This is a genomic window from Variovorax sp. 54, from assembly GCF_002754375.1.
Lineage (GTDB): Bacteria > Pseudomonadota > Gammaproteobacteria > Burkholderiales > Burkholderiaceae_C > Variovorax.
In genome coordinates, this window is the sequence record NZ_PEFF01000001.1 from 5264569 (window position 1) to 5288639 (window position 24071).

The 24071-nt window shown below is 67.3% G+C and carries 22 protein-coding genes and 1 other RNA gene; 8 read left to right on the forward strand and 15 right to left on the reverse strand.

Annotated features, from left to right (window positions below):
• Positions 1 to 14 precede the first annotated feature (14 nt).
• From serC to gyrA, 3 genes are read right to left on the reverse strand one after another with little or no spacing between them, the layout of a single operon-like run.
• Positions 15 to 1145: a 3-phosphoserine/phosphohydroxythreonine transaminase gene (gene serC, locus CLU95_RS24120; RefSeq protein WP_099795930.1), complete on the reverse strand. Its 1131-nt coding sequence runs from the start codon at positions 1143 to 1145 to the stop codon at positions 15 to 17.
• Between the two features lie 6 nt (positions 1146 to 1151).
• Positions 1152 to 1742: a DUF2059 domain-containing protein gene (locus tag CLU95_RS24125; RefSeq protein WP_257214712.1), complete on the reverse strand. Its 591-nt coding sequence runs from the start codon at positions 1740 to 1742 to the stop codon at positions 1152 to 1154.
• Positions 1739 to 4384 (reverse strand): DNA gyrase subunit A, encoded by a 2646-nt coding sequence (gene gyrA, locus CLU95_RS24130; protein WP_099795931.1) that lies wholly within the window; start codon positions 4382 to 4384, stop codon positions 1739 to 1741. The genes CLU95_RS24125 and gyrA overlap by 4 nt, the downstream gene beginning before the upstream one ends.
• Before the next feature lie 224 nt (positions 4385 to 4608).
• Between gyrA and ompA the strand changes: the two genes are divergently transcribed.
• The 4 genes from ompA (at position 4609) to ssrA (ending at position 7190) form a co-directional block, all read left to right on the forward strand.
• Positions 4609 to 5262 carry an outer membrane protein OmpA gene (gene ompA / locus CLU95_RS24135; RefSeq protein WP_099795932.1) on the forward strand — a complete coding sequence of 218 codons (654 nt, stop codon included), beginning with the start codon at positions 4609 to 4611 and terminating at the stop codon, positions 5260 to 5262.
• 129 nt (positions 5263 to 5391) lie between these two features.
• On the forward strand, positions 5392 to 6120 hold the full coding sequence (ubiG, locus tag CLU95_RS24140) for a bifunctional 2-polyprenyl-6-hydroxyphenol methylase/3-demethylubiquinol 3-O-methyltransferase UbiG (RefSeq protein WP_099795933.1): 729 nt from the start codon (positions 5392 to 5394) through the stop codon (positions 6118 to 6120).
• On the forward strand, positions 6117 to 6791 hold the full coding sequence (locus CLU95_RS24145; RefSeq protein WP_180288668.1) for an HAD family hydrolase: 675 nt from the start codon (positions 6117 to 6119) through the stop codon (positions 6789 to 6791). The genes ubiG and CLU95_RS24145 overlap by 4 nt, the downstream gene beginning before the upstream one ends.
• Positions 6792 to 6803: 12 nt before the next feature.
• Positions 6804 to 7190: a transfer-messenger RNA gene (gene ssrA / locus CLU95_RS24150) on the forward strand.
• A gap of 303 nt (positions 7191 to 7493) precedes the next feature.
• On the opposite strand, the gene CLU95_RS24155 is transcribed toward ssrA, so the two are convergent.
• From CLU95_RS24155 to CLU95_RS24180, 6 genes are all read right to left on the reverse strand, one after another.
• Positions 7494 to 8426: an electron transfer flavoprotein subunit alpha/FixB family protein gene (locus tag CLU95_RS24155; protein WP_099795934.1), complete on the reverse strand. Its 933-nt coding sequence runs from the start codon at positions 8424 to 8426 to the stop codon at positions 7494 to 7496.
• Between the two features lie 76 nt (positions 8427 to 8502).
• Positions 8503 to 9252: an electron transfer flavoprotein subunit beta/FixA family protein gene (locus CLU95_RS24160; RefSeq protein ID WP_099795935.1), complete on the reverse strand. Its 750-nt coding sequence runs from the start codon at positions 9250 to 9252 to the stop codon at positions 8503 to 8505.
• 26 nt (positions 9253 to 9278) lie between these two features.
• A complete protein-coding gene (locus tag CLU95_RS24165; RefSeq protein ID WP_099795936.1) occupies positions 9279 to 10442 on the reverse strand; it encodes a CaiB/BaiF CoA transferase family protein in 1164 nt (387 codons plus the stop codon).
• A gap of 165 nt (positions 10443 to 10607) precedes the next feature.
• Entirely contained in the window at positions 10608 to 11294 is a 687-nt protein-coding gene (locus tag CLU95_RS24170) for an alpha/beta hydrolase (RefSeq protein WP_099795937.1), read from the reverse strand.
• 164 nt (positions 11295 to 11458) lie between these two features.
• The gene (locus CLU95_RS24175) at positions 11459 to 11953 is read right to left on the reverse strand and encodes a YybH family protein (protein WP_099795938.1); all 495 of its coding nucleotides are present in this window, start codon (positions 11951 to 11953) and stop codon (positions 11459 to 11461) included.
• A 38-nt stretch (positions 11954 to 11991) separates the two neighbouring features.
• Positions 11992 to 12978 carry a zinc-binding dehydrogenase gene (locus tag CLU95_RS24180; protein WP_099795939.1) on the reverse strand — a complete coding sequence of 329 codons (987 nt, stop codon included), beginning with the start codon at positions 12976 to 12978 and terminating at the stop codon, positions 11992 to 11994.
• A gap of 131 nt (positions 12979 to 13109) precedes the next feature.
• On the opposite strand from CLU95_RS24180, the gene CLU95_RS24185 reads away from it, so the two are divergent.
• A complete protein-coding gene (locus CLU95_RS24185) occupies positions 13110 to 13991 on the forward strand; it encodes a LysR family transcriptional regulator (protein WP_099795940.1) in 882 nt (293 codons plus the stop codon).
• On the opposite strand, the gene CLU95_RS24190 is transcribed toward CLU95_RS24185, so the two are convergent.
• On the reverse strand, positions 13988 to 14572 hold the full coding sequence (locus CLU95_RS24190; RefSeq protein ID WP_099795941.1) for a DUF2889 domain-containing protein: 585 nt from the start codon (positions 14570 to 14572) through the stop codon (positions 13988 to 13990). The genes CLU95_RS24185 and CLU95_RS24190 overlap by 4 nt on opposite strands.
• Positions 14573 to 14770: 198 nt before the next feature.
• On the opposite strand from CLU95_RS24190, the gene CLU95_RS24195 reads away from it, so the two are divergent.
• From CLU95_RS24195 to CLU95_RS24205, 3 genes are read left to right on the forward strand one after another with little or no spacing between them, the layout of a single operon-like run.
• Positions 14771 to 16546 (forward strand): long-chain-fatty-acid--CoA ligase, encoded by a 1776-nt coding sequence (locus CLU95_RS24195; RefSeq protein WP_099795942.1) that lies wholly within the window; start codon positions 14771 to 14773, stop codon positions 16544 to 16546.
• A 16-nt stretch (positions 16547 to 16562) separates the two neighbouring features.
• The gene (locus tag CLU95_RS24200) at positions 16563 to 18116 is read left to right on the forward strand and encodes a class I adenylate-forming enzyme family protein (RefSeq protein WP_099795943.1); all 1554 of its coding nucleotides are present in this window, start codon (positions 16563 to 16565) and stop codon (positions 18114 to 18116) included.
• A 3-nt stretch (positions 18117 to 18119) separates the two neighbouring features.
• The gene (locus CLU95_RS24205) at positions 18120 to 19133 is read left to right on the forward strand and encodes an NAD(P)H-dependent flavin oxidoreductase (RefSeq protein WP_099795944.1); all 1014 of its coding nucleotides are present in this window, start codon (positions 18120 to 18122) and stop codon (positions 19131 to 19133) included.
• A 13-nt stretch (positions 19134 to 19146) separates the two neighbouring features.
• Here the strand turns inward: CLU95_RS24205 and CLU95_RS24210 are convergent, their stop codons facing one another.
• From CLU95_RS24210 to CLU95_RS24230, 5 genes are read right to left on the reverse strand one after another with little or no spacing between them, the layout of a single operon-like run.
• On the reverse strand, positions 19147 to 19935 hold the full coding sequence (locus tag CLU95_RS24210) for a crotonase/enoyl-CoA hydratase family protein (protein WP_099795945.1): 789 nt from the start codon (positions 19933 to 19935) through the stop codon (positions 19147 to 19149).
• The gene (locus CLU95_RS24215) at positions 19935 to 20918 is read right to left on the reverse strand and encodes an acyl-CoA dehydrogenase family protein (protein WP_099797458.1); all 984 of its coding nucleotides are present in this window, start codon (positions 20916 to 20918) and stop codon (positions 19935 to 19937) included. The genes CLU95_RS24210 and CLU95_RS24215 overlap by 1 nt, the downstream gene beginning before the upstream one ends.
• Before the next feature lie 25 nt (positions 20919 to 20943).
• Positions 20944 to 22107 (reverse strand): acyl-CoA dehydrogenase family protein, encoded by a 1164-nt coding sequence (locus tag CLU95_RS24220; protein WP_099795946.1) that lies wholly within the window; start codon positions 22105 to 22107, stop codon positions 20944 to 20946.
• 1 nt (position 22108) lies between these two features.
• The gene (locus tag CLU95_RS24225; RefSeq protein WP_099795947.1) at positions 22109 to 23047 is read right to left on the reverse strand and encodes an SDR family oxidoreductase; all 939 of its coding nucleotides are present in this window, start codon (positions 23045 to 23047) and stop codon (positions 22109 to 22111) included.
• A 13-nt stretch (positions 23048 to 23060) separates the two neighbouring features.
• The gene (locus tag CLU95_RS24230; RefSeq protein WP_099795948.1) at positions 23061 to 24047 is read right to left on the reverse strand and encodes a Bug family tripartite tricarboxylate transporter substrate binding protein; all 987 of its coding nucleotides are present in this window, start codon (positions 24045 to 24047) and stop codon (positions 23061 to 23063) included.
• Positions 24048 to 24071: the final 24 nt, after the last annotated feature.

Below are 24071 nucleotides of genomic sequence, written 5' to 3' on the forward strand. Positions count from 1 at the left end.
AACAGGGCATGCGCCTACGCATGCGATCGCTCGAATTCTCTCATGTAGGCCACCAAGGCCTGCACCCCTGCCAGCGGCATGGCGTTGTAGATGCTCGCGCGCATGCCGCCGACCGACTTGTGGCCCTTGAGCTGGAGCAGTCCGGCTTCGCGCGCACCGGCCAGGAAGGCTTCGTTGCGGCTTTCGTCAGCCAGGAAGAACGGCACGTTCATGCGCGAACGGCAGCTTGCGTCGATGCGGTTGGCGTAGAAGTCGGAGCCGTCGATGAAGCTGTAGAGCAGCGTGGCCTTCTCGACATTGCGCTGCTCCATGGCGGCGATGCCGGTGAGTTGGCCTTCAGTCTGCTGCAGCAGCCACTGGAACGTGAGCCCCGCCATGTAGATGCCCCAGGTCGGCGGGGTGTTGTACATGGAGTGGTTGTCGGCCACGGTCTTGTAGTTGAACGCGCTCGGGCAGATCTCGAGGGCGTGGCCCAGCAGGTCGTCGCGCACGACCACGATGGTCAGGCCGGCGGGACCGAGGTTCTTCTGGGCACCGCCGAAGGCCAGGCCGACGCGGCTCCAGTCGACGCTGCGCGAGGCCACGTGCGAAGAAAAATCGATGACCAGCGGCGCCTTGCTGCCGAGCGCGGCCAGGTCGGGGAGTTGCTGGAACTCGATGCCGTTGATGGTCTCGTTGCTGCACACATGCACGTACGAGGCATCGGCGGACAGTTGCCAGCTTGCAGGGTCGGGCAGCTTCGTGTGCTGGTTGTCGGCGTTGCTCGCGGCCACACGGGCCGTGCAGTAGCGCTGCGCTTCCTTGTGCGACTTGGCGCTCCAGCTGCCGGTGACAACGAAGTCGGCGGCAGCGCCGCGCGACAGGTTCAACGGCACGATGGCGTTCTCGCCAAGGCCGCCACCCTGCATGAACAGGATGTGAAAGTGCGAGGGGATGGCCAGCAGCGTGCGGATGTCGGCTTCGGCCTGGGTGCAGATGGCACCGAATTCCTTGCCGCGATGGCTCATTTCCATCACGCTCATGCCGCTGCCCTGCCAATCGAGCATCTCGGAAGCGGCGCGTTGCAGCACCGCCTCCGGCATGGCAGCCGGACCGGCCGAAAAGTTGTAGGGGCGCTTGCCGGCCGGCGTCTGCTGCTGGGTCACGATGCTTTACTTTGTCTTGGCGGGTGCCTTGGCGGCGGGCGCCTTGGCGGGAGCTGCTGCACCGTCGGTCGGAGCACCGAGGGCCTTGGCGACGTTGGTGTCGAGTGCGCGCATCTTGGGTTCGATGGTGGCGCGGGTTTCGGTCACCAGCTTTTCCGTCAGAGCGGTCTGCATCTTCGGGTTCAGTTCCTGGTACTTCTTGCTCAGGGGCGAGTTGATCCAGGCCAGCAGTTGCTTGAGTTCGTCTTCGCTGAAGTTCTGCTCGAGGATGGGCGTGAGGGCGCCAGGAGCGATCTGCACGGCCTTGTCGCGCACGAGCGGGTAGGACTCGTCGAAGTACTTCTTCAATTCGGCGTCAGCGGCCTTGGCGGCGGATTCGCGCTTGGCTTCGGGCACCTGGGTCTGCAGGTACTGCGAACCGGCTTGCGCGATGGGGGCGCTCGACTGCTCGATCAGGCCGCGTGCCAGCGATTCGATACCGGGGCGCTGGATCTCGATGAACTGCTTGATCAGCGTGGCCTTGTCCTGGGCCATGGCGGCCATGGACGAGCCGGCGAGGGCTGCGGTCAGGAGTGCGAGCTTGAGTTGTTTTTTCACTGAGGATTCTCCGTTGAAGATGTGGAAGTGTCGTCTGCGTCCGGCTCGCTTTCGCCGACCGCGTCGTTTTCGACGATGCGTTGAAGCCCGCTGAGTTTGGCGCCTTCGTCGAGCCCGATCAGCGTGACGCCTTGCGTCGCCCGACCCAGTTCGCGAATCTCGGCCACACGGGTGCGCACGAGCACACCCTTGTCGGTGATGAGCATGATCTCATCGTCCGCATGAACGAGCGTGGCGGCAACGACCTTGCCGTTGCGCTCACTCTGTTGAATCGCGATCATGCCTTTGGTTCCGCGGCCATGACGCGTGTATTCGGTAATGCTTGTGCGTTTTCCGTAACCATTTTCGGTGGCGGTGAGCACGCTCTGCTGTTCGTCTTCGGCCACCAGCATGGCGATCACGCCCTGGCCCGGCTCCAGCGACATGCCGCGCACGCCGCGGGCGTTGCGGCCCAGCGGGCGGACGTCTTCTTCATCGAAGCGCACGGCCTTGCCGTTGTCGCTGAAGAGCATCACGTCGTGCTTGCCGTCGGTGAGTGCCGCGCCGATGAGGTAGTCGCCTTCATCGAGGTTCACGGCAATGATGCCGCCCTTGCGCGGGTTGCTGAATTCGTCGAGCGCCGTCTTCTTGACCGTGCCCATCGAGGTCGACATGAACACGTACTGGTCGGCCGGGAAGTTGCGCTTCTCGCCGGTAAGGGCGAGGGCGACGTTGATCTTCTCGCCTTCCTGCAGCGGGAACATGTTGACGATGGGGCGTCCGCGCGAGCCGCGCGAACCTGCCGGCACTTCCCACACCTTGAGCCAGTACAGGCGGCCGCGGTTCGAGAAGCACAGGATGTAGTCGTGCGTGTTGGCGATGAAGAGCTGGTCGATCCAGTCGTCTTCCTTCGTGGCCGTGGCTTGCTTGCCGCGACCGCCGCGCTTCTGGGCGCGGTATTCGCCCAGCGGCTGGCTCTTGATGTAGCCGCTATGGGAGAGCGTGACGACCATGTCGGTGGGCGTGATCAAGTCTTCGGTCGAGAGGTCGTAGGCGCTGTGCTCGACCAGGCTGCGGCGGGCACCGACCTTCGACTGGCCAAACTCCTGCTTGATCTCGCCGAGCTCGTCGCCAATGATGATCGAGACGCGCTCGGGCTTGGACAGGATGTCGAGCAGGTCGTCGATCTCGGCCATGACGTCCTTGTACTCGGCGACGATCTTGTCTTGCTCGAGGCCAGTGAGGCGTTGCAGACGCATCTGCAAGATTTCTTGCGCTTGCGTTTCCGACAGGCGATACAGGCCGTCGCCGCCCATGCCGAACTCGCGCTCGAGGCCTTCGGGGCGGTAGTCGTCGGCATTGATCACGCCGCCGTCGGCGCGCGAACGCGTGAGCATTTCGCGCACCAGCTTGCTGTCCCAGGCGCGGGTCATGAGCTCGGCCTTGGCGACCGGCGGAGTGGGCGATTCGCGAATGATGCGGATGAACTCGTCGATGTTGGCCAGCGCCACCGCCAGGCCTTCGAGCACGTGGCCGCGTTCGCGGGCCTTGCGCAGCGTGAAGACCGTGCGACGCGTGACCACTTCGCGGCGATGCTGCAGGAAGACCTCGATCAGGTCCTTCAGGTTGCACAGCTTGGGCTGGCCGTCGACCAGCGCCACCATGTTGATGCCGAAGGTGTCCTGCAGCTGCGTCTGCTTGTAGAGGTTGTTGAGCACGACCTCGGGCACTTCGCCGCGCTTGAGTTCGATCACCAGGCGCATGCCCGACTTGTCGGACTCGTCCTGGATGTGGCTGATGCCTTCGATTTTTTTCTCGTGCACCAGCTCGGCCATGCGCTCCTGCAGCGTCTTCTTGTTGACCTGGTAGGGCAGCTCGTCGACGATGATCGCCTGGCGCTGGCCGCGGTCGATGTCCTCGAAGTGGCACTTGGCGCGCATCACGACCTTGCCGCGGCCGGTGCGGTAGCCGTCCTTCACGCCGTTGATGCCGTAGATGATGCCGGCGGTGGGGAAGTCGGGCGCCGGCACGATTTCCATCAGTTCGTCGATGGTCGCCTGCGGATTGCGCAGCAGATACAGGCAGGCATCCACCACTTCATTCAGGTTGTGCGGCGGGATATTGGTGGCCATGCCGACCGCAATACCGCCGGAGCCATTGACCAGCAAATTCGGCAGCTGGCTGGGTAAAACTTTCGGTTCTTTTTCGGAGCCGTCGTAATTGTCCTGAAAGTCGACAGTTTCCTTGTCGATATCGGCCAGCATTTCGTGCGCAATTTTGGCCAGCCGGATTTCCGTATAACGCATTGCCGCTGCGTTGTCGCCGTCGACCGACCCGAAGTTGCCCTGGCCGTCGACCAGCATGTGGCGCATCGAAAAGTCCTGGGCCAGCCGCACGATGGTGTCGTAGACCGACTGGTCGCCGTGCGGGTGGTACTTACCGATCACGTCACCGACGATACGGGCCGATTTCTTGTACGGCCGGTTCCAGTCGTTGTTGAGCTCGTGCATCGCGAACAGCACGCGCCGGTGCACCGGCTTGAGGCCGTCGCGGGCGTCGGGAAGCGCCCGGCCAACGATCACGCTCATGGCGTAATCGAGGTAGCTGCTGCGCATTTCCTCTTCGAGACTGATGGGCAGGGTTTCTTTGGCGAAGGAGGTCATGAGCTAGAGGCTGGCGGCAGGAAGGCGAAATTTTACGCTGTGAGGGGTGTCGCACCGCCGCAACACAAGGGCTCTATTCCGCCTCCGTCCTACGCTTCGGGGGCGTCCAGCGGCCTGTTTGCCAAAGACCCTATGGCACAATCGTCCCAACGTTTTGGGTGGTGGTCACTTAAAGCGTCCTTGATTCGCAGCGCGGCTGCGGCTTTTTCCCCAAGAGGAGAACCATGAAGAAACTGAATAAAGTGGCGATGATGTTTGCAGTCGCTGCGCTCGCCACTGCCGCCGGCGCGCAGACCCGTGTCACCGCTGCGAACGGCGGTCCTACGATCGACAACTGGCAAAACGGCACCGGCGAACTCGTCTGGAAGAACGGTACGAACGAACTGTGCTGGCGCGATGCCAACTGGACGCCCGCAACGGCTGCTGCCGGTTGCGACGGTGCTCTGGTTCCGGCTGGCCCCGCTGCTGTGGCGCCTACCGCTCCTGGCGTGGCTCCCGTGGCTCCCCCGGCTCAAGTCGCTGCTTCGAAGGTCACCTTCGCCGCTGACGCCTTCTTCGACTTCGACAAGTCGGTTCTGAAGCCTGAAGGTCGCGCCAAGCTGACCGACCTGGTCGAGAAGATCCGTGGCGTGAACCTCGAAGTCATCATCGCTGTGGGTCACACCGACTCCATCGGTACCGACGCTTACAACCAGCGTCTGTCGGTGCGTCGCGCCGAAGCCGTCAAGGCCTTCCTGGTCTCGAAGGGCATCGAACGCAACCGCGTCTACACCGAAGGCAAGGGCGAGAAGCAGCCAGTGGCTGACAACCGCACCAAGGAAGGCCGCGCCAAGAACCGTCGCGTGGAAATCGAAGTGGTTGGCACCCGCGCCAACTGATCGATCGATTCCATCGACGAATGAAAACCCCGCCTCGGCGGGGTTTTTTTATGCCTGCTGAATTTGCAGCCGAGCCCGATCCAAGCCCATTGCTTTCGAGTCGGGCTTTGCTCGCTTCATAATTGCCCTATGACAGAAAACGTGAATGCAGACCCGGCCGAACTGGCCAAGTTTTCGGAGCTTGCACACCGGTGGTGGGATTTGGAGAGCGAATTCCGCCCGCTGCACGAAATCAATCCATTGCGACTCGATTGGATTGACGGTATTGCGCCTATTTCGGGCCAACGTGTGGTCGATATCGGCTGCGGCGGCGGCATCCTGGCCGATTCGATGGCGCGCAAGGGCGCCGACGTGCTGGGCATCGACCTCGCGACCAAGGCGCTCAAGGTCGCTCAGCTGCACGCCCTCGAAGCCGGCACGCGCGGCGTCAAGTATCGCGAGATCAGCGCCGAGGCGCTGGCGGCCGAGCAACCCGGCAGCTTCGATGTCGTCACCTGCATGGAAATGCTGGAGCACGTGCCCGACCCAGCGTCGGTGATCCAGGCCTGCGCCACCCTCGTGAAGCCGGGCGGCTGGGTGTTTTTCTCGACCATCAACCGCAATCTGAAGGCCTTCATGCTGGCGATCGTGGGCGCCGAGTACGTCCTGGGCATGCTGCCGCGCGGCACGCACGAGTACCCCAAGCTGATCCGTCCCAGCGAACTGGCCGGCTACTGCCGCGCCGCCCGCCTGGACCTGCGCCACACCCGGGGCATGGAACACAACCCGCTGACCCGGCGCTACTGGCTCAGCGCCGACACCAGCGTCAACTACCTGTTCGCGACCCAGAAGCCGGCGCTGCCGGAGGCGCAAGGATGAAGATCGGGAGCACGACGACACAGGCCATCCTGTTCGACCTCGACGGCACGCTGATCGACAGCGCACCCGACCTCGGCGCAGCTGCCGACAAGATGCGCACCGACCGCGGCCTGGCCCCGTACCCGCTGGAGCGCTACCGGCCGATGGCCGGCGCCGGTGCGCGCGGCATGCTGGGCATCGCATTCGGCATCACGCCCGATGCGCCCGAGTTCGACGCGTTGCGCGAGGAGTTCTACGTCGCCTACGAGCGCCGCATGCTGCTCAACACCCTGGTGTTCGAGGGCGTCGCGCCGTTGATCGAGGCGATCCGCGAGCGTGGCCTGCGCTGGGGCGTGGTGACCAACAAGTCGGCCCGCTTCACCGACCCGCTGACCGGGGCGATGCCGCTCTTCGCGAGCGCGGGCGCCATCGTGAGCGGCGACACCACGCCGTTTGCCAAGCCGCACCCCGAGCCGCTGTATGAGGCGGCACGCCGCCTCGGCGTGGCGTCTGACGCCTGTATCTACGTGGGCGACGACGAGCGCGACATCATCGCGGGCCGTGCCGCAGGCATGGGAACCGTGGCCGCCACCTACGGTTACATGGGTTCGCAGGCCGATGCGGCGCTCTGGGAGGCCGATGCGTCAATCTCTTCGCCCCTTGAGCTCTTGAAGTTACTCAATAGCGCCTAAAATGCGAGGCTTGGGGCTGCACTGGTTTCGACGTGGGTTCGGAGTCGCAGCGGGGCATGTCGAGCTGAATGCGCTCGTAAAACAGATTCAAACAAACTAACTGCAAACGACGAACGTTTCGCACTCGCTGCTTAATTGCCAGTGAGCTTTGCAACAGCAGGCCGATGGGCTGGGCAAGGGGGTGACAGAGCAATCTGAATCCTCCCGGCTGCAAAGATAATTACATGGGCTGGCTCCGATCCGGGTACCTTGGGTCGGGGTGAGAAAATAGGGTGCTGGCGTCCGGTTTAGCGTGTGACTGCGCGACTCCGGAAGCGAGACTTAAATCAGATCACTACACATGTAGAACTGCGCGATGAAGGCTTGCGGACGGGGGTTCAAATCCCCCCAGCTCCACCACACAACGACCAAGGGCGTTCACTGAAGTTCAGTGAGCGCCCTTTTTCATTGGAGAGACGACTGTTTGTTGAGCTTCGCGAGCCAGGTCAAGGGCTCGTTGGCATAGGGGGCGAGCTTGCTTGAGTTCGTCCGCTTGGCTTGGCGCGGCGCTTCTTTGCCTGCCCAACGTCGAGTGGGCGTCGACGAGCAAGGCTTCGCGACTCGGATGTTCGTCTGCGCGCGCCGCAGCCGCAGGAACTTCGAGCAAGCATTGCCTGAGAAATGCCACGGAGAGGACCCCTTCGCGCAGTGATGCCGTCGACCTCAGAGACTGTGCACCAGCTCGGGCACGGCCGTGAACAGGTCGGCCACGAGACCGTAGTCGGCCACCGAGAAGATCGGTGCTTCTTCGTCCTTGTTGATCGCGACGATGACCTTCGAGTCCTTCATGCCGGCCAAATGCTGGATGGCGCCCGAGATGCCTGCGGCGATGTACAGCTGCGGCGCGACGATCTTGCCGGTCTGACCCACTTGCCAGTCGTTCGGGGCGTAGCCTGCGTCGACGGCTGCGCGGCTGGCGCCCAGGCCTGCGTTCAGCTTGTCGGCCAGCGGGGCCATCACTTCGGTGAACTTCTCGGCGCTGCCCAGGGCACGGCCGCCGGAGACGATGATCTTGGCGGCGGTCAGTTCAGGGCGCTCGCTCTTCGTGACTTCGCGGCCGACGAAGGCCGACTTGCCGCTGTCCATGACGCCTTCAGCGGTTTCGATGGCTGCGCTGCCACCGGTGGCGGCTGCGGCGTCAAAGCCGGTCGTGCGCACGGTGATCACCTTGGTCGCGTCGGTGCTCTGCACGGTGGCAATGGCGTTGCCGGCGTAGATCGGGCGCTCGAAGGTATCCGGGCTGTCGACCTTGGTGATGTCGGAGATCTGCGCCACGTCCAGCTTGGCAGCCACGCGGGGAGCCACGTTCTTGCCGTTGGCGGTCGAGGGGAACAGGATGTGGCTGTAGTTCGCTGCGATCGCAAGAACTTGAGCGGCCACGTTTTCAGCAAGGTTCTCTGCCAGGCTCGGGCTGTCGGCGGCAATGACCTTGGTCACGCCTGCGATCTGCGCGGCGGCCTTGGCGGCCTCTGCTGCGTTGGCACCGGCCACGAGGATGTGGACGTCGCCACCGCAAGCCAGGGCGGCAGTCACGGTGTTGAGGGTGGCCGGCTTGATGCTGGCGTGGTCGTGTTCGGCAATAACAAGTGCGGTCATTTTTTGTTCCAAAGAATCCTGATCAGTTGAGGACAGAGCTTGCGGCTGCGCCGCTGCGGTCTGTCCCGCAATGACTTCAAATCACCTTCGCTTCGTTCTTCAGTTTGTCCACCAGCGTTGCAACGTCAGGCACCTTGATGCCTGCACCGCGCTTCGGCGGCTCGCTGACCTTCAGGGTCTTCAGGCGGGGCTTCACATCCACGCCCAGGTCTTCAGGCTTGAAGACGTCGAGCGTCTTCTTCTTGGCCTTCATGATGTTGGGCAACGTCACATAACGCGGCTCGTTCAGGCGCAGGTCGGTCGTGATGACTGCGGGCAGCGTGAGCGTCAGCGTTTCCATGCCGCCGTCGACTTCGCGTGCCACGGTGACTTTGTCAGCCGCGAGGTCGACCTTCGAGGCGAAGGTGGCTTGCGGCAGGTCAGCCAAGGCAGCCAGCATCTGGCCCGTTTGATTCGCGTCGTCATCGATGGCTTGCTTGCCGAGGATGATGAGCTGTGGCTGTTCCTTGTCGACCAGCGCCTTGAGCAGCTTGGCAACCGCCAGCGGCTGCAGCTCTTCAGTGGTCTCGACCAGGATGCCGCGATCGGCGCCGATGGCCATCGCGGTGCGCAGGGTTTCCTGGCACTTGGCATCACCGCAGGACACGGCGATGACTTCGGTCACGATGCCCTTTTCCTTCAGCCGAACCGCTTCTTCGACAGCGATCTCGTCGAAGGGGTTCATGCTCATCTTGACGTTGGACAGGTCGATGCCTGAACCGTCCGCGCGGACCTGCGCTTTGACGTTCGCGTCCAGGACGCGCTTGATTGCCACCAGTGCTTTCAAATCATTTCTCCATCAGATTGTGTTGTTCATGCGTCGGGCTGAAAGCCCAGCCCGAGCTGCTGCAGGCGCTCGATCTCTTGCGGGCCGAAACCCCAGTCGTGCAAGGCCTTCGCACCGTGTTCGCCGCGCGCGGGTGCCGGTGCGGGTTGAGCGGACGGCGTCGCCGAGAAGCGCGGCGCGGGGCCGGGTTGCACGACGCCGTCCACCGCGATGAAGCTGCCGCGCGCGCGGTGCTGCGGATGGTTCGGCGCCTCCGCGAAGCCCAGCACCGGCGCCACGCAGGCATCGCTGCCTTCGAAGACGGTGGACCACGCGTCGCGGGTGCGGCTTGCGAAGGCCTGTTCGAAGGCTTCGCGCAACCGGGGCCAGCCGGCGCGGTCGTGCTGCTGGGGCAGGCCTGCCTCGGTGAGTTCCAGCTTGTCGAGCAGCTCGGCATAGAAGCGGGCTTCGAGGGCGCCGACGGACATGTAATGGCCGTCGCTGGTGCGGTAGCTGTCGTACCACGGGCAGCCGCCGTCGAGCAGGTTGGTGCCTCGCTCTTCGCGCCACTTGCCGGTGGACAGCAGGCCCCAGAAGATCGAGCCCAGCTGTGCCGCGCCTTCGATCATGGCGGCATCGACGACCTGGCCGACGCCGCCACGCTGCACGTTGAGCAGGGCGGCCACCACGCCGAGTGCGAGCAGCATGCCGCCACCGCCGTAGTCGCCCACCAGGTTCAGCGGCGTCACGGGCTTGCCGCCCTGGTTCCCGATGCCCGAGAGCACGCCCGACAGCGCGATGTAGTTGAGGTCGTGGCCCGCCCGGTCGGCCATCGGGCCGGTCTGGCCCCAGCCGGTCATGCGGCCGTAGACGAGCTTCGGGTTGCGTGCCAGCGCCACCTCGGGGCCCAGCCCCAACCGTTCCATGGTGCCGGGGCGAAAGCCCTCGATGACCACGTCGGCGCGTGCGATCAGGTCCAGTGCCGCGGCCACGGCGTCGGGCTGCTTGAGGTCGAGCGTGACCGAACGCCGGCCGCGACCGGTGATGTCGATGCGCGGGCCTTCTGTTCGGGGAAGCCCCAGGTCTGCCGGCGGCACAGGACGGTCGATGCGCAGCACGTCGGCGCCCATGTCCGCCAGGAGCATGGTGCCGAAGGGGCCGGGGCCGATGGCCTCGAACTCCACCACACGAATACCGGAAAGAACGCCCATCGAGAATCTCCAAGCCAGGTTGAACGGACCGGCGCGTCGGGCCCGAAAGGCCCCGCCGGTCGATGAACAAAGTAGACCAGCGCGAGGGCGTGCAGCGGCCACCCGCATCGGGTAGGCACTAGGGAAGATTCCGAAGAGAGGCGGCCCAGTAGCCGCGGGCGTGCGTTAAGCGCTCGCGGCTTCGTCGATCAGCGCCGCCACGGCCTGCGGCTGCGAGGCCAGCGAGGCGTGGCTGGCTGCCAGCGTGATGACCTTCTTCGCGCCCAGCCGTGCCGACATGCGCTCCTGATTGACGGGCGAGATCATCCGGTCCTCGCTCGAAATCTGGTACCACGACGGCTTCTTCTTCCAGGCCGGCGCCGTGATGGTGTCGCCGAAGGTGCTGGCCAGCGGTGCCTTCTGCGTGAGGCCCATCACCAGGCCTTCTTCGGCGCTCAGGTCCTGGCAGAAGCTCTCGTGGTACTTCTCGGGGATCACCCACAGGTAGCCGTCGCTGTCGGGCGCCAGGTTGGGCACGGCCACCGGCGGATGCTCCTGCGTGATGCCGCCGGGGCTTTCGCCCGCGTCGGGCGCAAAGGCGGCGATGTAGACCAGTCCGACCACGTTGGGCATGTCGCCGGCCTGCGTGATCACCGCGCCGCCGTACGAGTGGCCGACCAGCAGCACCGGCCCCTGCACCTGCGCCACCATCTTGCGTGTGCGCTCGGCGTCGTCGGCCAGCGAGGTCAGCGGCAGCTCGACCGCGCGAATGGCCGTGTGGCCCTTGCGCAGCAGTTCGACGATGACGTTGTGCCAGTGTGCGGCGCCGCCCCAGAAACCATGGACCAGGACCACGGTGGGTTTGTTGCTCATAATGTCGCTCCTATCCGATCAAGGTTGAGATGCCGGCTGAGTCGATGCAACCCGGTCCGCCGGCGCGTGAGACCGAGTCGATGGGGGAGGTCATTGTTGGTGGCGCGGGCTGCGCGTCCGGAATGACCCTGGCTTCAGAAAGCCTTGCCTGCGTGCCGTCGCGTTCAGCGACCGGCCGGCGGGTTGGTGGTCGCGAAGATGTACCGCGCGAAGCGCCATTGCCCGTCTTGTTCGCGATGGAACACAAACAGCTCCTGGTTCGCCTCGGCGCCGGGCGGCTGGTCGCTAGCGAGCACTTTCACCGTGCCGTTCGAGCGGGTGCGCGCATAGGCCCAGTCCTTCGAGAGCTGGCGGACCTCGTCGATCTGGAAGCGCACGTCGAGCTTGATCGCCGAGAACACCTGCCGGTAGGCGGTGCGGACCGCATCGCGTCCCACGGCCGGTGGGCTGTTCTGCGGCATGAACACGGCGTCGTCGGCATACAGCGCCATGACACTGTCGACGTCCGAGGTGTTGAGCGCCTGCTCGTAGCGGCGCAGCTGCTGATGGATGGCGGCCGTGGCCGCATTGCCTGTGGCAGGCGATGCCGCGAGCGAGGTCACCGGAACGGCGGCGACCAGCGCGGTGGTGGCCAGGATGGCGCGAAGAAATGCACGCATGAAAAGCTCCTTGAAGATGTAGCGAAGTGAGGTGAATGTCAGAGGCGAACGACGAGCTTGCCGAGCGCGCGGTCGCTTTCCATCAGGCTGTGGGCGTGACGCACGTCGTCGAAGTCGAAGGTCCGCGAACGCAGCGAAGGGATGCGGCCTGCCGCGGCCTGTTCGGCGATCCAGCGCAGCGGGGCATTCGCCAGCGGCAGGGCCGGCGTGCCGAGCAGGCCGCTCTGGAAGAAGCTCAGTTGCTTGGCATCGGGCAGGTCCTGCATCAGGTGGAACTGCGACAGCACCGGCGGACCGCCGAGCAGCCCGACGACCGACACCGCGCCGAAGGGCTTCAGGGCCTGGATGGTGTCGCGCAGCGTCGCGGCACCCACGACTTCGAGCGCAACGTCCACGCCGGCGGGCACCCGCTGGCGAACCGTGGATGCGATCTCGCCCGTGTCGACGATGACGTCGTCCGCGCCCACCGCGCGCAGCCGCGCCGTGTTCTGTTCCGAGCGCGTGGTCGCGATCACCTTCAGGCCGCGCGCCTTGGCGTAGGCGACGGCGGCCAGGCCCAGCGAGGCGGTGGCGCCGCGCACCAGCAGGGTCTGGCCCGGCTGGATGGCCAGCGTCTTGTCGAGCGCGCCCCAGACGGTGAGGTACGACTCCGGCAGCGCGGCCAGTTCTTCCCACGACAGGGGAATGTCGTCCAGCGCGATCACGTTGTCGCGCAGCACGGTCACCTGCTCGGCGTAGCTGCCGTTGCGGCTGAACTGCATGCCGCCCATCGCAGTGGCCACGCGCTGGCCGGTGCGGAAGATGCCGGCGGGGTCGAGGATGACTTCGCCGACCGCTTCGATGCCGGGCACGCGTGGGGCGGTGATGGCGCCCATCTTGCCGGCGCGCAAATAGGTTTCCGCGCGGTTCAGGCCGAAGGCGCGCACCCGGATCTGCACTTCGTGGGCGCCGGGTTCGGGCGAGGCGATGTCGCGCAGCTGGAGCATTTCCGGGCCGCCGGCTTGTTCGATCACATAGGCTTTCATGGCGAGGTTCTTTCAGGGTGAGAGGGTGGTGCAGCCGGCCTTTCCGGCTGCTGGGACTCACTGTAGGTCGCTCATGATTGGCAAGGAAGTCGCATATATGGTAACTTGCCTTCCATATCTGGAAGGATCGAATGGACCTCAACGCAGCGCAGATGTTCGTGGCCGTGGTGCAGGCCGGCAGCCTGTCGGCGGCGGCGCAGCGCATGGAGATTCCGCTGCCCACCCTGAGCCGGCGCATCCGCGAGCTCGAGCGCGAACTGAAGGTGCAACTGCTCGAGCGCTCGGCGCGCGGCACCAGCCTGACCGAGGCCGGCATGCGGCTGTACGAGCACGCCAGCCGCGGCATCGAGGCGCTGGCCGAAGGCGAGCAGGCCGTGATGAGCGACCAGGCCCGGCTCAAGGGCCGCCTGCGGCTGTCGCTGCCGCCGGGCTTCGAACCCTGGTGGGCCTTGCTGCGCGCCTTCCAGCAGCAGTACCCCGACATCGAGCTGTCGGTCTACACCACCGAGCGCCGGGTCGACCTGGTGCAGGACGGCATCGACGTCGCGTTGCGGGTCGGCACCATCGTCCACGAGTCGATGGTCGCGCGGCACATGACCACCTACCGCCACGTGCTGGTCGCCAGCCCCCAGCTCGTGCAGCAGCTGGGCAGGCCCGCGTCGCCCGACGACCTGCATCGCTTTCCGTGCGCGGTCTGGTGCCGGGACGTGAGCGCGCGCGGCACCTGGCAGCTCGGCGACCAGACGCTGGAGCCGCGGCCGGTGCTGTCGACCAACAGCTACCTGCACCTGCGCAGCCTGGCGCTGGCTGGCGAGGCCGTCACGGAGCTGCCGCCGTTCCTGGCCGCGGCGGGCCTGCAGGCCGGCCAGCTGTGCGCGCTGTTGCCGGGGCACCTGCTGCCCGAGCAGCAGGTGCATCTGCTCTATCCGTCGCACCGCCACCCGTCGAGCATCGTGCGCGCCTACCTGGACTACTGCCAGAGCCATCTGGCGCATCACCTTGGCGTGTCCTAGGCCTGCGGCGCGCGCCGCGCCAGCGGCCAGATGGCTTCGAGCGCGGGGCTGCCATCGCGGTACGCCTGGCAGGTGTTGACGAGCCCAGGCCGGGGCACGGGGCCGGGGCGGGCATGGGCGGCGCGCATGCCGCCTTTCTCGCGGCCCAGCGCGAACAGCGCCTGCATGGCGGTGGTGGCCGCGGGGCCCATCAGCTCGGTGAGGTGGGTGCAGCCCTTGGTACCGCCCACGAGTGCGCGCACCTTCTTCGTGAAGCCGGGGCCGATCTGCAGGCCGACCAGCGCGTCGTACACGGCGTTGCTCTCGCTGCACCAGGGCGTCGGGGCGGCTTCGGAGTGCACCTGCAGCGCGCGGATCACCAATTCGGCATCGACCGTCAGGACCACGCGCATGCGGTGCAGGTCTTCACCCGCGCCCAGCCGCTTGAAGAACAGGTCGGAGCCCTGAGGCGAGATGTCGCGCATCGTGCTTTCCACATCGATCAGCCCGTCGTCGCGCAGGTAACCGTGGCAGACGATCTCGCGGGTGTGGAGCGGGCGGCGCGTGGGTGCGGGGGGCGTGGGGGAGCAATCCGTCGTCATGGTGCGTGGGGTCCTGTGCAGTGGGCCGGTCCATGGTCCGCAAACGGCGCCGCGCGGGCACTACCCACGGTGGGTGGTCAGGGCCCCGAGGACGGCCTTGCACGGCCACCCGATCGGGGTGGCCGCGTCGGTGCAGGCGCGCGTTCTACTCGCCTTCATCCCCAAGACCCAGACACGAGGCCGACCCGGACCCCCACCATGCAGGCACCCCGCGCCACACACCCTTGCCCCACGCCCGCGGGCGTGACCGAGCGCCCCGTTGGCGCCTTGCGCATCGACCCGGCGCGCGCCCGCGGCGGCCTGCCGCGCGAGGCCCACATTCCCGAGACCAGCCTGTTCTGCAACCTCGAGACCTCGGCCCGCCGCTACCCGGCCAAGACCGCGGTGCAGTTCTTCGGCAAGGCCGTGCGCTACGACGAACTGCTGGCCGAGGCCGAAGCCATGGCCGGTTACCTGCAGCACGCGTGCGACGTGGCGCCGGGCGACCGCGTGCTCGTGTTCAGCCAGAACTGCCCGCAGTTCATCGCGGCCTACTTCGCCATCCTGCGGGCCGACGCGGTGTTTGTGCCGGTCAACGCCATGCTGCTGCGCGACGAGCTCGAACACATCGTGCAGGACAGCGGCGCGGTGGCGGCCTTCGTGGCCAGCGAACTGCTCGATCGCATCGCGCCGCTCGTGGGCACCGGCGCGTTGCGCCAGCTCGTGGTGCATGCCTACGGCGACGCGCTCGGCGATGCGGATGACGACGACGCCGCCCTCGTGCCGCCCGACTGGGTGCGCCCGCGCATCGCCGATGTCACGCTGCCGCCGGCCGCAGTGTCCTGGCAGGCCGCGCTGGCGCAGCAGCAGGTGCCGCGGCCCCACCGCGCCGGGCCCGACGATCTGTGCATGCTGCCCTACACCTCGGGCACCACCGGCAAGCCCAAGGCCTGCGTGCACACGCACCGCACGGTGATGACTTCCTGCGTCGGCTCCTCGCTGTGGCGCCGCACGCATCCGTCGTCGGTGTACCTCGCGGTGGCGCCGCTGTTCCACCTGCTGGGCCTGCAGAACAACGTCAACTCGGCCATCTTCTGGGGTGGCACCATCGTGCTGATGCCGCGCTGGGACCGCGAGGCCGCAGCACTGCTCATCGAGCGCCACCGCGTGAGCTTCTGGGCCGCGCTGCCGGCCATGCTGGTCGACTTCTTCGCGCAGCCCGGCATCGAGCAGCGCGACCTGTCGAGCCTGGCCGTGGTCACTGGCGGTGGCGCCGCCACGCCGCAGCATGTGAACGACATCCTCAAGAACCGCTACGGCCTGGACTACATCGAGGGCTACGGGCTGACCGAAAGCGCCAACTTCCTGTGCGCCAACCCGATGCACCAGCCCAAGAAAGGCTGCCTCGGCGTGCCCACCTTCGGTGTCGACCTGCGCATCGTCGATCCGCAGACACTGGTACCGCTGCCGCAAGGCGAGGCCGGCGAGATCGTGGTGCATGCCGCGCAGATCATGCTGGGCTACTGGAACCATGCGCAGGCCAATGCCGAAAGTTTTTTCGTGCGCGACGGCAAGCGCTTCTTCCGCACCGGCGACCTCGCCAGCATGGACGAAGAAGGCTACGTCTTCATGCGCGACCGCCTGAAGCGAATGATCAATGCCTCGGGCTTCAAGGTCTGGCCGGCGGAGGTCGAGGCCTCCTTGCACACGCACCCGTCGATCCTCGAAGCCTGCGTGATCGCCGCGCCCGATGCGCGGCGCGGTGAAACGGTCAAGGCCGTGGTCACGCTGCGCGATGGCTGCAGCGACGACAGCGCCACGTTGCTGGCCTGGTGCCGTGAACACATGGCGGCCTACAAGGCGCCGCGCATCGTGCAGATCGTCAAGGCGCTGCCCAAGTCGGCCACCGGAAAGATCGCCTGGCGCGAACTGCAGGAGCAGGAGGCGCGTGCTGCGCAGATCACCGAAGCCAACGCAGAAGCACCGGCCCACTGACCGAAAGCACCGCACCATGTCCATGACCCTTGCGCTGCGGCGCTCGATCCAGGCCACGCCCGAGCGCATCGCCACCGTCTTCTACCAGCGGCGCCAGAGCTTTCGCACCTTCGGCGACCGCGTGGCCCGGCTGGCGGGCGTCCTGCAGACGCTTGGGATGCGGCCAGGAGACCGCGTCGGCCTGCTGGGCGTGAACTCCGACCGCTGGCTCGAAGTGCTGATGGGTGTCTGGTGGGGCGGCGGCGTGCTCAACCCCGTCAACACGCGCTGGAGCGTGCCCGAGATCGTCTACTCGTTGGACGACTGCGACACCGGCATCCTCGTGGTCGACGACCACTTTCTGGACCGCGTTGAAGGCATCCGCGCCAGCGCCAAACGCCCGCCGGTCTTCCTCTATGCAGGCGAGGGCCGCGCGCCCGAGGGCATGCCGTCGCTGGCCGCGCTGATCGACGCCACCGCGCCGGTCGAAGACGCAGACCGCGCCGGCGACGACCTGGCCTGCATCCTCTACACCGGCGGCACCACCGGCTTTCCCAAGGGCGTGATGCACAGCCACTGGACGCTGTGGGCCATCGGCGTCCAGCGCTTTGCGCAGACACCCATGCCCGACGGCAGTATCGCGCTGCACGTGGCGCCGCTGTTCCACATGGGCGGCATCGGCCGTGCGCTGGTGCAGTTCATCGCCGGCGAAACGCATGTGCTGGCCACCGCCTTCGACGCGCGCGAGGTGCTGCAGACCATCGAGCGCGAGCGCGTGACCGACGTGCTGCTGGTGCCCACCATGCTGCAGGCGCTCATCACGCACCCCGAGTTCGACTGCTTCGACCTGGGCAGCCTGCAGCGCATGGTCTACGGCGCCTCGCCGATCGCCGAGCCGGTGCTCGAACGTGCGATGGCCTTGCTGCCCGGCGTGGCCTTTACCCATTCCTACGGCATGACCGAACTTGGCGGTGCCACGTCGAACCCGCCGACGAACCACGGCGCCGAAGGCCGCGCGTCGGGCCTGTCGCGCTCGGCCGGCCGTGCCAACGTCGGCGTCATCGTGAAGGTGGTCGATGCGAATGGCCAGGAGCTGCCGCGCGGCGAGGTCGGCGAACTCATCGTGCGCGGGCCCAACCTCATGCGCGGCTACTGGAACAAGCCCGAGGAAACGGCGCGCGTGCTGCGCGACGGCTGGCTCTACACCGGCGACGGCGCCCGCATGGACGAGGGCGGCCACATCTTCATCGTCGACCGCCTCAAGGACATGATCGTGAGCGGCGGCGAGAACGTGTACTCGGCCGAGGTCGAGAACGTGATCGCGCGGCATCCGGCCGTGCAGGCCTGCGCGGTCATCGCCGTGCCGCATGCCCAGTGGGGCGAGGCGGTGCATGCGGTGGTGGTGCGCAAGCCCGGCGCGCAGCTCGACGATGCGGCCCTGCACGCCCACTGCCGCAGCGCCATCGCGGGCTACAAGTGTCCCAAGAGCATCGAGTTCCGCGAATCGCTGCCGTTGTCCGCCGCAGGCAAGGTGCTCAAGCGCGAACTGCGCGAACCGCATTGGGCGGGCCAGTCCCGCCAGGTGAGCTGATCCGTGGCGCGCTTTCGCACCCGCATCACCGAAGGCTTCGGCATCCGCCATCCGATCCTGCTGGGCGGCATGCACCACCTGGGCCAGTCGGACATCGTTGCGGCGGTGGTCAACGCCGGCGCGATGGGCTTCATCACCGCCCGGTCCTTCGACACGCTCGATGAGTTTCGCGCCGACCTGCGCCGGTGCCGCACGCTCACGGGCGGCCGGGCCTTCGGCGTCAACCTGACGCTGTCGCGCCGCGCCGGCGCCAACGCGCAGGTGCCGGGCTGGATCGAGGTGGCGCTGGCAGAAGGCGTGCGGCATTTCGAGAGCGCCGGTGATTCGCCCGAAGCGCTCGTCGAGCCCATCCATCGCGGCGGCGGCCTGCTGATGCACAAGTGCCCCAGCGTGCGCCATGCCCAGAGCGCGGCGCGCCTGGGCGTCGATGCCATCGCGCTGGTCGGCTGCGAGGAGGGGGGCCACCCCGGCGCCAACCCGCTGTCCGCTTTCGTCAACGGCGCTTTCGCGCTGGAGCAGATCCACCTGCCGCTCGTGCTCGGCGGCGGCATCGGCAGCGGGCGGCAGATTGCGGCGGCCCTGGCCTTGGGCGCCGACGGTGTGGTGATGGGTAGCCGCTTCCTGGTGGCGCGCGAAGTCCGTGCCCACGAGGCGCTGAAGCGGCGCATCGTGGAAGTCGGGCCCGAAGGCTCGACGGCCATCCTCGGTTCGATCGGCGACACCTGGCGCGTGCTGCACAACGAGGCCGCGCGCGAGGTTCAGCGCCTGGAAGCACAGGGCGCGCGCAGTCATGCCGAGTTCGGCGACCTGATCCTGTCCTCGCGCACGCGCCGGCGCGTGTATGCGGAGGGCGACGTGGACGGCGGCATCGTTTCCTTCGGGCCGGGCGGTGCGTTCGCCGACGAGATCGTGCCGGCCGCGCAGATCGTGGAGCGCCTGATGCGCGATGCCGCGCGGGCCGCAGGGGCCTTCGCGCGACAACAGATCACGGCGCTTGAGCCTGAGGCCGCGCCGTAGACCGGCGCAGGGCTCAGCCCTTGAACACGGGCGTGCGCTTCTCGACGAAGGCCGCCACGGCCTCGTGATGGTCCGCCGTCTGGTGCGACATCACCTGGAAGGCCGCCGACATTTCGAGCAGCGTGTCCAGCCGCGAATGCAGCGCCTCGCGCAGCAGGCGCTTGGCCAGGCGCACGGCGTGCGGCGGGTTGGCAGCAATCTGTTCGGCGATGGCGCGAGCCGTGGGCATCAGCTGCTCGCGCGGCACCACGCGCGACACCAGGTTCCACTCCACGGCCTGGCGCGCGTCGATGGTCTGGCCGGTCAGGGTCAGCTCGGTCGCGCGCGACAGGCCGATGATGCGCGGCAGCAGCCACGCGCCGCCGTCGCCGGGAATGATGCCCAGCTTGACGAAGCTCTCGGCGAACTTGGCCTCTTCTGCGGCCACGCGGATGTCGCACATGCAGGCCAGGTCGAGGCCCGCGCCGATGGCGTGGCCGTTCACCGCCGCGATCACCGGCACCTCGAGGTTGAACAGCGCCAGCGGCAGCTTCTGGATGCCCAGGCGGTACTCACGGCGCAACTCCATCGCCGGCAGTTCGCTGTAGCGGCCCATGTCGCGCACGTTGCCGCCCGACGAGAAGGCCGAGCCCGCGCCCGTGAGGATCACCGCGCGCACCGAATGGTCGGCGTGGATGCGGTCGATGGCGGCCAGGAACTCCGGCACGGCCGTGTTGCCGGTGAGCGGGTTGCGGCGCTCGGGGTCGTTCATCGTCAGGGTGACGATGTGGCCGTCCTGTTCGTAGTTCAGAAAGTCGGTCATCAGAGAATTTCCTCCATCGTGAATTGCAGGACCGACGGCGTCGCACTGCCGAGCAGTGCTTCGCCGACGATGCGGTTCCAGTACGTTTCCGAGCCGTCGGCCATGCGCCATTCGTGCAGGCGACGGCTGTAGAGCTGGAGGTCGAACTCTTCAGTGACGCCGATCGCGCCGTGCAGCGCATGCGCCGTCGATGCCACCAGCGGCACCGACGCGCTGGTGCGCGCCTTGGCGGTGGCGGCGGCGAGCAGGGGCGGGATCTTTTCGCCGGCCTTGAAGGCCAGCTCGGCCGCCACGCCCGCGCACGCGACATGCTCGGCCATCACGCTCAGCTGGTGCTGGATCGACTGGAACTTGCCAATCGCCTTGCCGAACTGCACGCGGTCGTTGCAGTAGCCCAGCGTCATCGCGAACAGGCGCTCCATCGCACCCGCGAGGGCAGCGGCGTGCAGCGCCGCGCTGAACACGGCGACCTGCGCGCCGTTGTCGCCGACCGGCGCGCCCACAGCGTCGGCCGTCCACCGCAGCGACGCGCCGAGGCTGCCGCGAATACCGCTCGTCGTGCGCTGCGCGCGGGCGGCGTCGAGCAGCACGCGTTGTCCGTCGAGGTTGGCGAGCACGTGGTCGGCGATGGCGCCGAACGCGACGTGGGCCGCGCTCACCGACCCATCGGCCGCACGCTGCGCATGGCCCGCGAGTGTGAGCAGGCCTGGCGGCGGTGCCACGTCGCCCAGCAGCGCCCGCGCCGCGATGCGCTGGGCCGCGGGCACCGGCACCGCGTGCCGGCCCATGGCCACGAAAATCGGAAAGACCGCGTCCAGGTCGAGCCCGGCACCGCCGGCGTCTTCGCTCGCCATCAGTTCGAGGAATCCGCTCTCGGCCAGTGCGCCCCACAGCGCGGTGGCCGATCCGCCGTTCTCGATCGCGCGAATGGCGGCCGGCGTGCAGTGGTCAACGAGGATCGCCTCGATGGCTTCGGTGAACATGCTCATGTCTCCTTGTGTGGCGTGCTCAGCGCAGGCCCAGGCCGCGCGCGATCATGCCGCGCAAAATCTCGCGCGTGCCGCCGCGCAGCGAGAAGGTCGGCGAGATCTGGCTCAGGTAGGCGATCGTGCGGTGCAGGTCGGCATCGACCTCGGCGCCGCGCGCCGGGTCGGCCGCCACGGCCGCTTCGATGGCGGCGGGAATCGCCTGTTCGAACTCGGTGCCGATGTCCTTGACCAGCGCCGCCTCGACCACGGGGCTCTCGCCGCGCGCCAGCTTGGTGGTCACGGCGATCGACAGGCTGCGCAAGGTGGCAAGCTGCGTCGTGAAGCCGCCGAGCAGCACGGCATCGGCCGGCGTGAAGCCGGTGCGGCGCAGGCTCTGCATCCAGGTGTCGAGCAGCACCACGCTCGAATACAGCCGCTCGGGCCCGCTGCGTTCGAAGGCCAGCTCGGCGTTCACCTGCATCCAGCCGCTGCCTTCGTCGCCGATCAGGGCGTCGTCCTGCAGGAAAACATCGTCGAAGGTTACTTCCGAGAAATGCGCGTCGCCCGTCAGGTCGACGATGGGCCGCACCTGGATGCCGGGCAGCGAGAGATCGACGATCAGTTGCGACAACCCGCCGTGCCGGTCTTCCGGCGCGCCCGAGGTGCGCACCAGCGCGATCATGTAGTGCGAGCGCTGTGCGTTGGTCGTCCAGATCTTGCGGCCCGTGAGGCGCCAGCCGCCGTCCACGCGGGTGGCGCGCGTGCGCACGCTGGCCAGGTCGGAGCCGGCGTTGGGCTCGCTCATGCCGATGCAGAAGAAGGCTTCGCCGCGGCAGATGCGCGGCAGGTAGAAATCTTTCTGCGCCTCGGTGCCGAACTTGTTGATCAGCGGGCCGCTTTGCCGGTCGGCGATCCAGTGGGCCGCCACGGGCGCGCCGGCTGCGAGCATTTCCTCGACCAGCACGAAGCGGCGGAAGGCGTCGAGGCCCGCGCCGCCGTAGGCCGCGGGCAGGGTGATGCCGACCCAGCCGCGCTGCGCAAGCCGCCGGCTGAAGGCCGCGTCGAAACCCATCCAGGTGCGCGCGCGCACGGCGGGCGCGGCGGGCGCCAGGTTCGTCGCCAGGAAGTCGCGCACCTCCGCGCGGAAGGCCTCGGCCGCGTCGGGAAGCTGGGCGAGGCGGAAGGCCTCGAGCAGTTGGCTCATGCTAGTGCTCCGTGGGAATCTCGCCGGTGGTGAGCGCGTTGGGCGCGGCCTGCTTCACCAGCCGGGGGATCAGATCACCCAATTCCTCGACCGTCCAGCGCCCTTGCTTCTCGATGCGCGGGCCGGCGTGCCAGCCCTCGGCCACCGTGATGCGCCCACCGCGCGCGCCGAACACGCGCCCCGTGATGTCGCGCGACGCGCTGCTGCCCAGCCAGGCCACCAGCGGCGCCACGTTCGACGGGTCCAGCGGATCGAAGTCGGGCGTCTCGTTGCGGATCGCCTGCCACTTGGGACTCGCGAAGATGTCTTCGGTCAGCCGGCTCATGGCCGTGGGGTAGATGGCGTTCACCGTCACGCCGTAGCGGTCGAGTTCGCGCGAGGCGATCACCGACAGGGCGGCGATGCCGGCCTTGGCCGCGCCGTAGTTCGACTGGCCGGCGTTGCAGTACAGGCCCGAGGACGAGCTGGTGTTGATGATGCGCGCGTCGCGCTGGCGGCCCGCCTTCGACTCGTTGCGCCAGTAGGCGGCGGCGTGGCGCGAGGGCGCGAAGGTGCCGCGCATGTGCACGCGGATCACGGCGTCCCAGTCTTCCTCGTCCATGTTGACCAGCGTGCGGTCGCGCAGGATGCCGGCGTTGTTGACCAGCACGTCGAGGCCGCCGAAGGTGGTCACGGCCGCGTCGATCATGCGCTGCGCGCCGGCCCAGTCGGCCACGTCGTCGCCGTTGGCAATGGCCTGTTCGCCCATCGCTTCGATCTCGGCCACGACCTCCAGCGCCGGGCCGCTGGCCGCACCGGGGCTGCCGTCGCCGCGCCCGCCGAGGTCGTTCACCACGACCTTGGCGCCCTGGCGTGCGAATTCGAGGGCGTACTCGCGGCCCAGGCCGCGGCCCGCGCCGGTGATCACGACCACGCGGTCCTTGCAGAGTTGTTGCGTCATGTCGAGGGACTCCTTATTTCTGCGTGAGGTCGACCTGCTTCGACAGGGCACGGTAGCGCGCGCGTTCCGAAGCGATCATGTCGCCCATCTCCTTGCTGCCGACGGTGAACACTTCCGCGCCCGCCGTCTCCGTCACGTAGGTGGTGAACTCCGGCTGCTTCATGGCCTTGAGCAATGCAGCCTCCAGCGTCTTCACGGCAGGCTCGGGCGTCTTGGCGGCCACGCCCAGGCCGATCCACACGTACAGGTCGTAGTTCGGCTGGCCGCTCTCGCGCACCGTGGGCACATTGGCCAGCTTGGGATGGCGCTCCTTGCCGGTCACAGCCAGCGGCCGCACCTTGCCCGAGGCGATCAGCGGCAGTGCACCGCCGACGTCGAGCAGCGCCAGGTCGACCTGGCCGCCCATCAGGTCGGTCTGGACCTGCCCGGGCGACTTGTAGGGGATGTAGTTGAACTCGACGCCCGCGCCCTGCTGCAGCATCAGCGCGCCGATGCGGTAGTGGTTGCTGTAGCTGGCCATGCTCACGGTCTTCGGACTCTTCTTGGCGGCGGCCATCGCTTCGGCGTAGGTCTTGTAGGGCGACGCGGCGCCGGTCACCAGCACCGCCGCGCTGCGCAGCATGGTGGCGAGCGGGCGCAGGTCTTTCTGCGCGTCGTAGGGCAGGCTGTCGTTGATCAGCGGGTTGATCACCATCGACGACGGCGAGAGCATGAGCACGCTGTAGCCGTCGGCCGGCGAGGCCAGCACGCTCTGCACCGCCAGCACGGCGTCGCCGCCCGGCTTGTTCTCGATGAAGGTCGACTGCCCGCCCAGCTCCGGCGTGACGAGCCGGGCCACCAGCCGCGTGACCGTGTCCGAGCCGCTGCCCGGGCCCAGCGGCACGATGAAGCGCACGGGGCGCGACGGGAAGGCGTCGGCGGCCTGCGCGGTCGGCAGGGCGAGCGCGCAGAGCGAAGCCAGTGCGGCGCCCAGCAGGCGGAAGGTCTTGAGGCGTGTCATGTCTTTTGTCTCCTTGGGATTCGA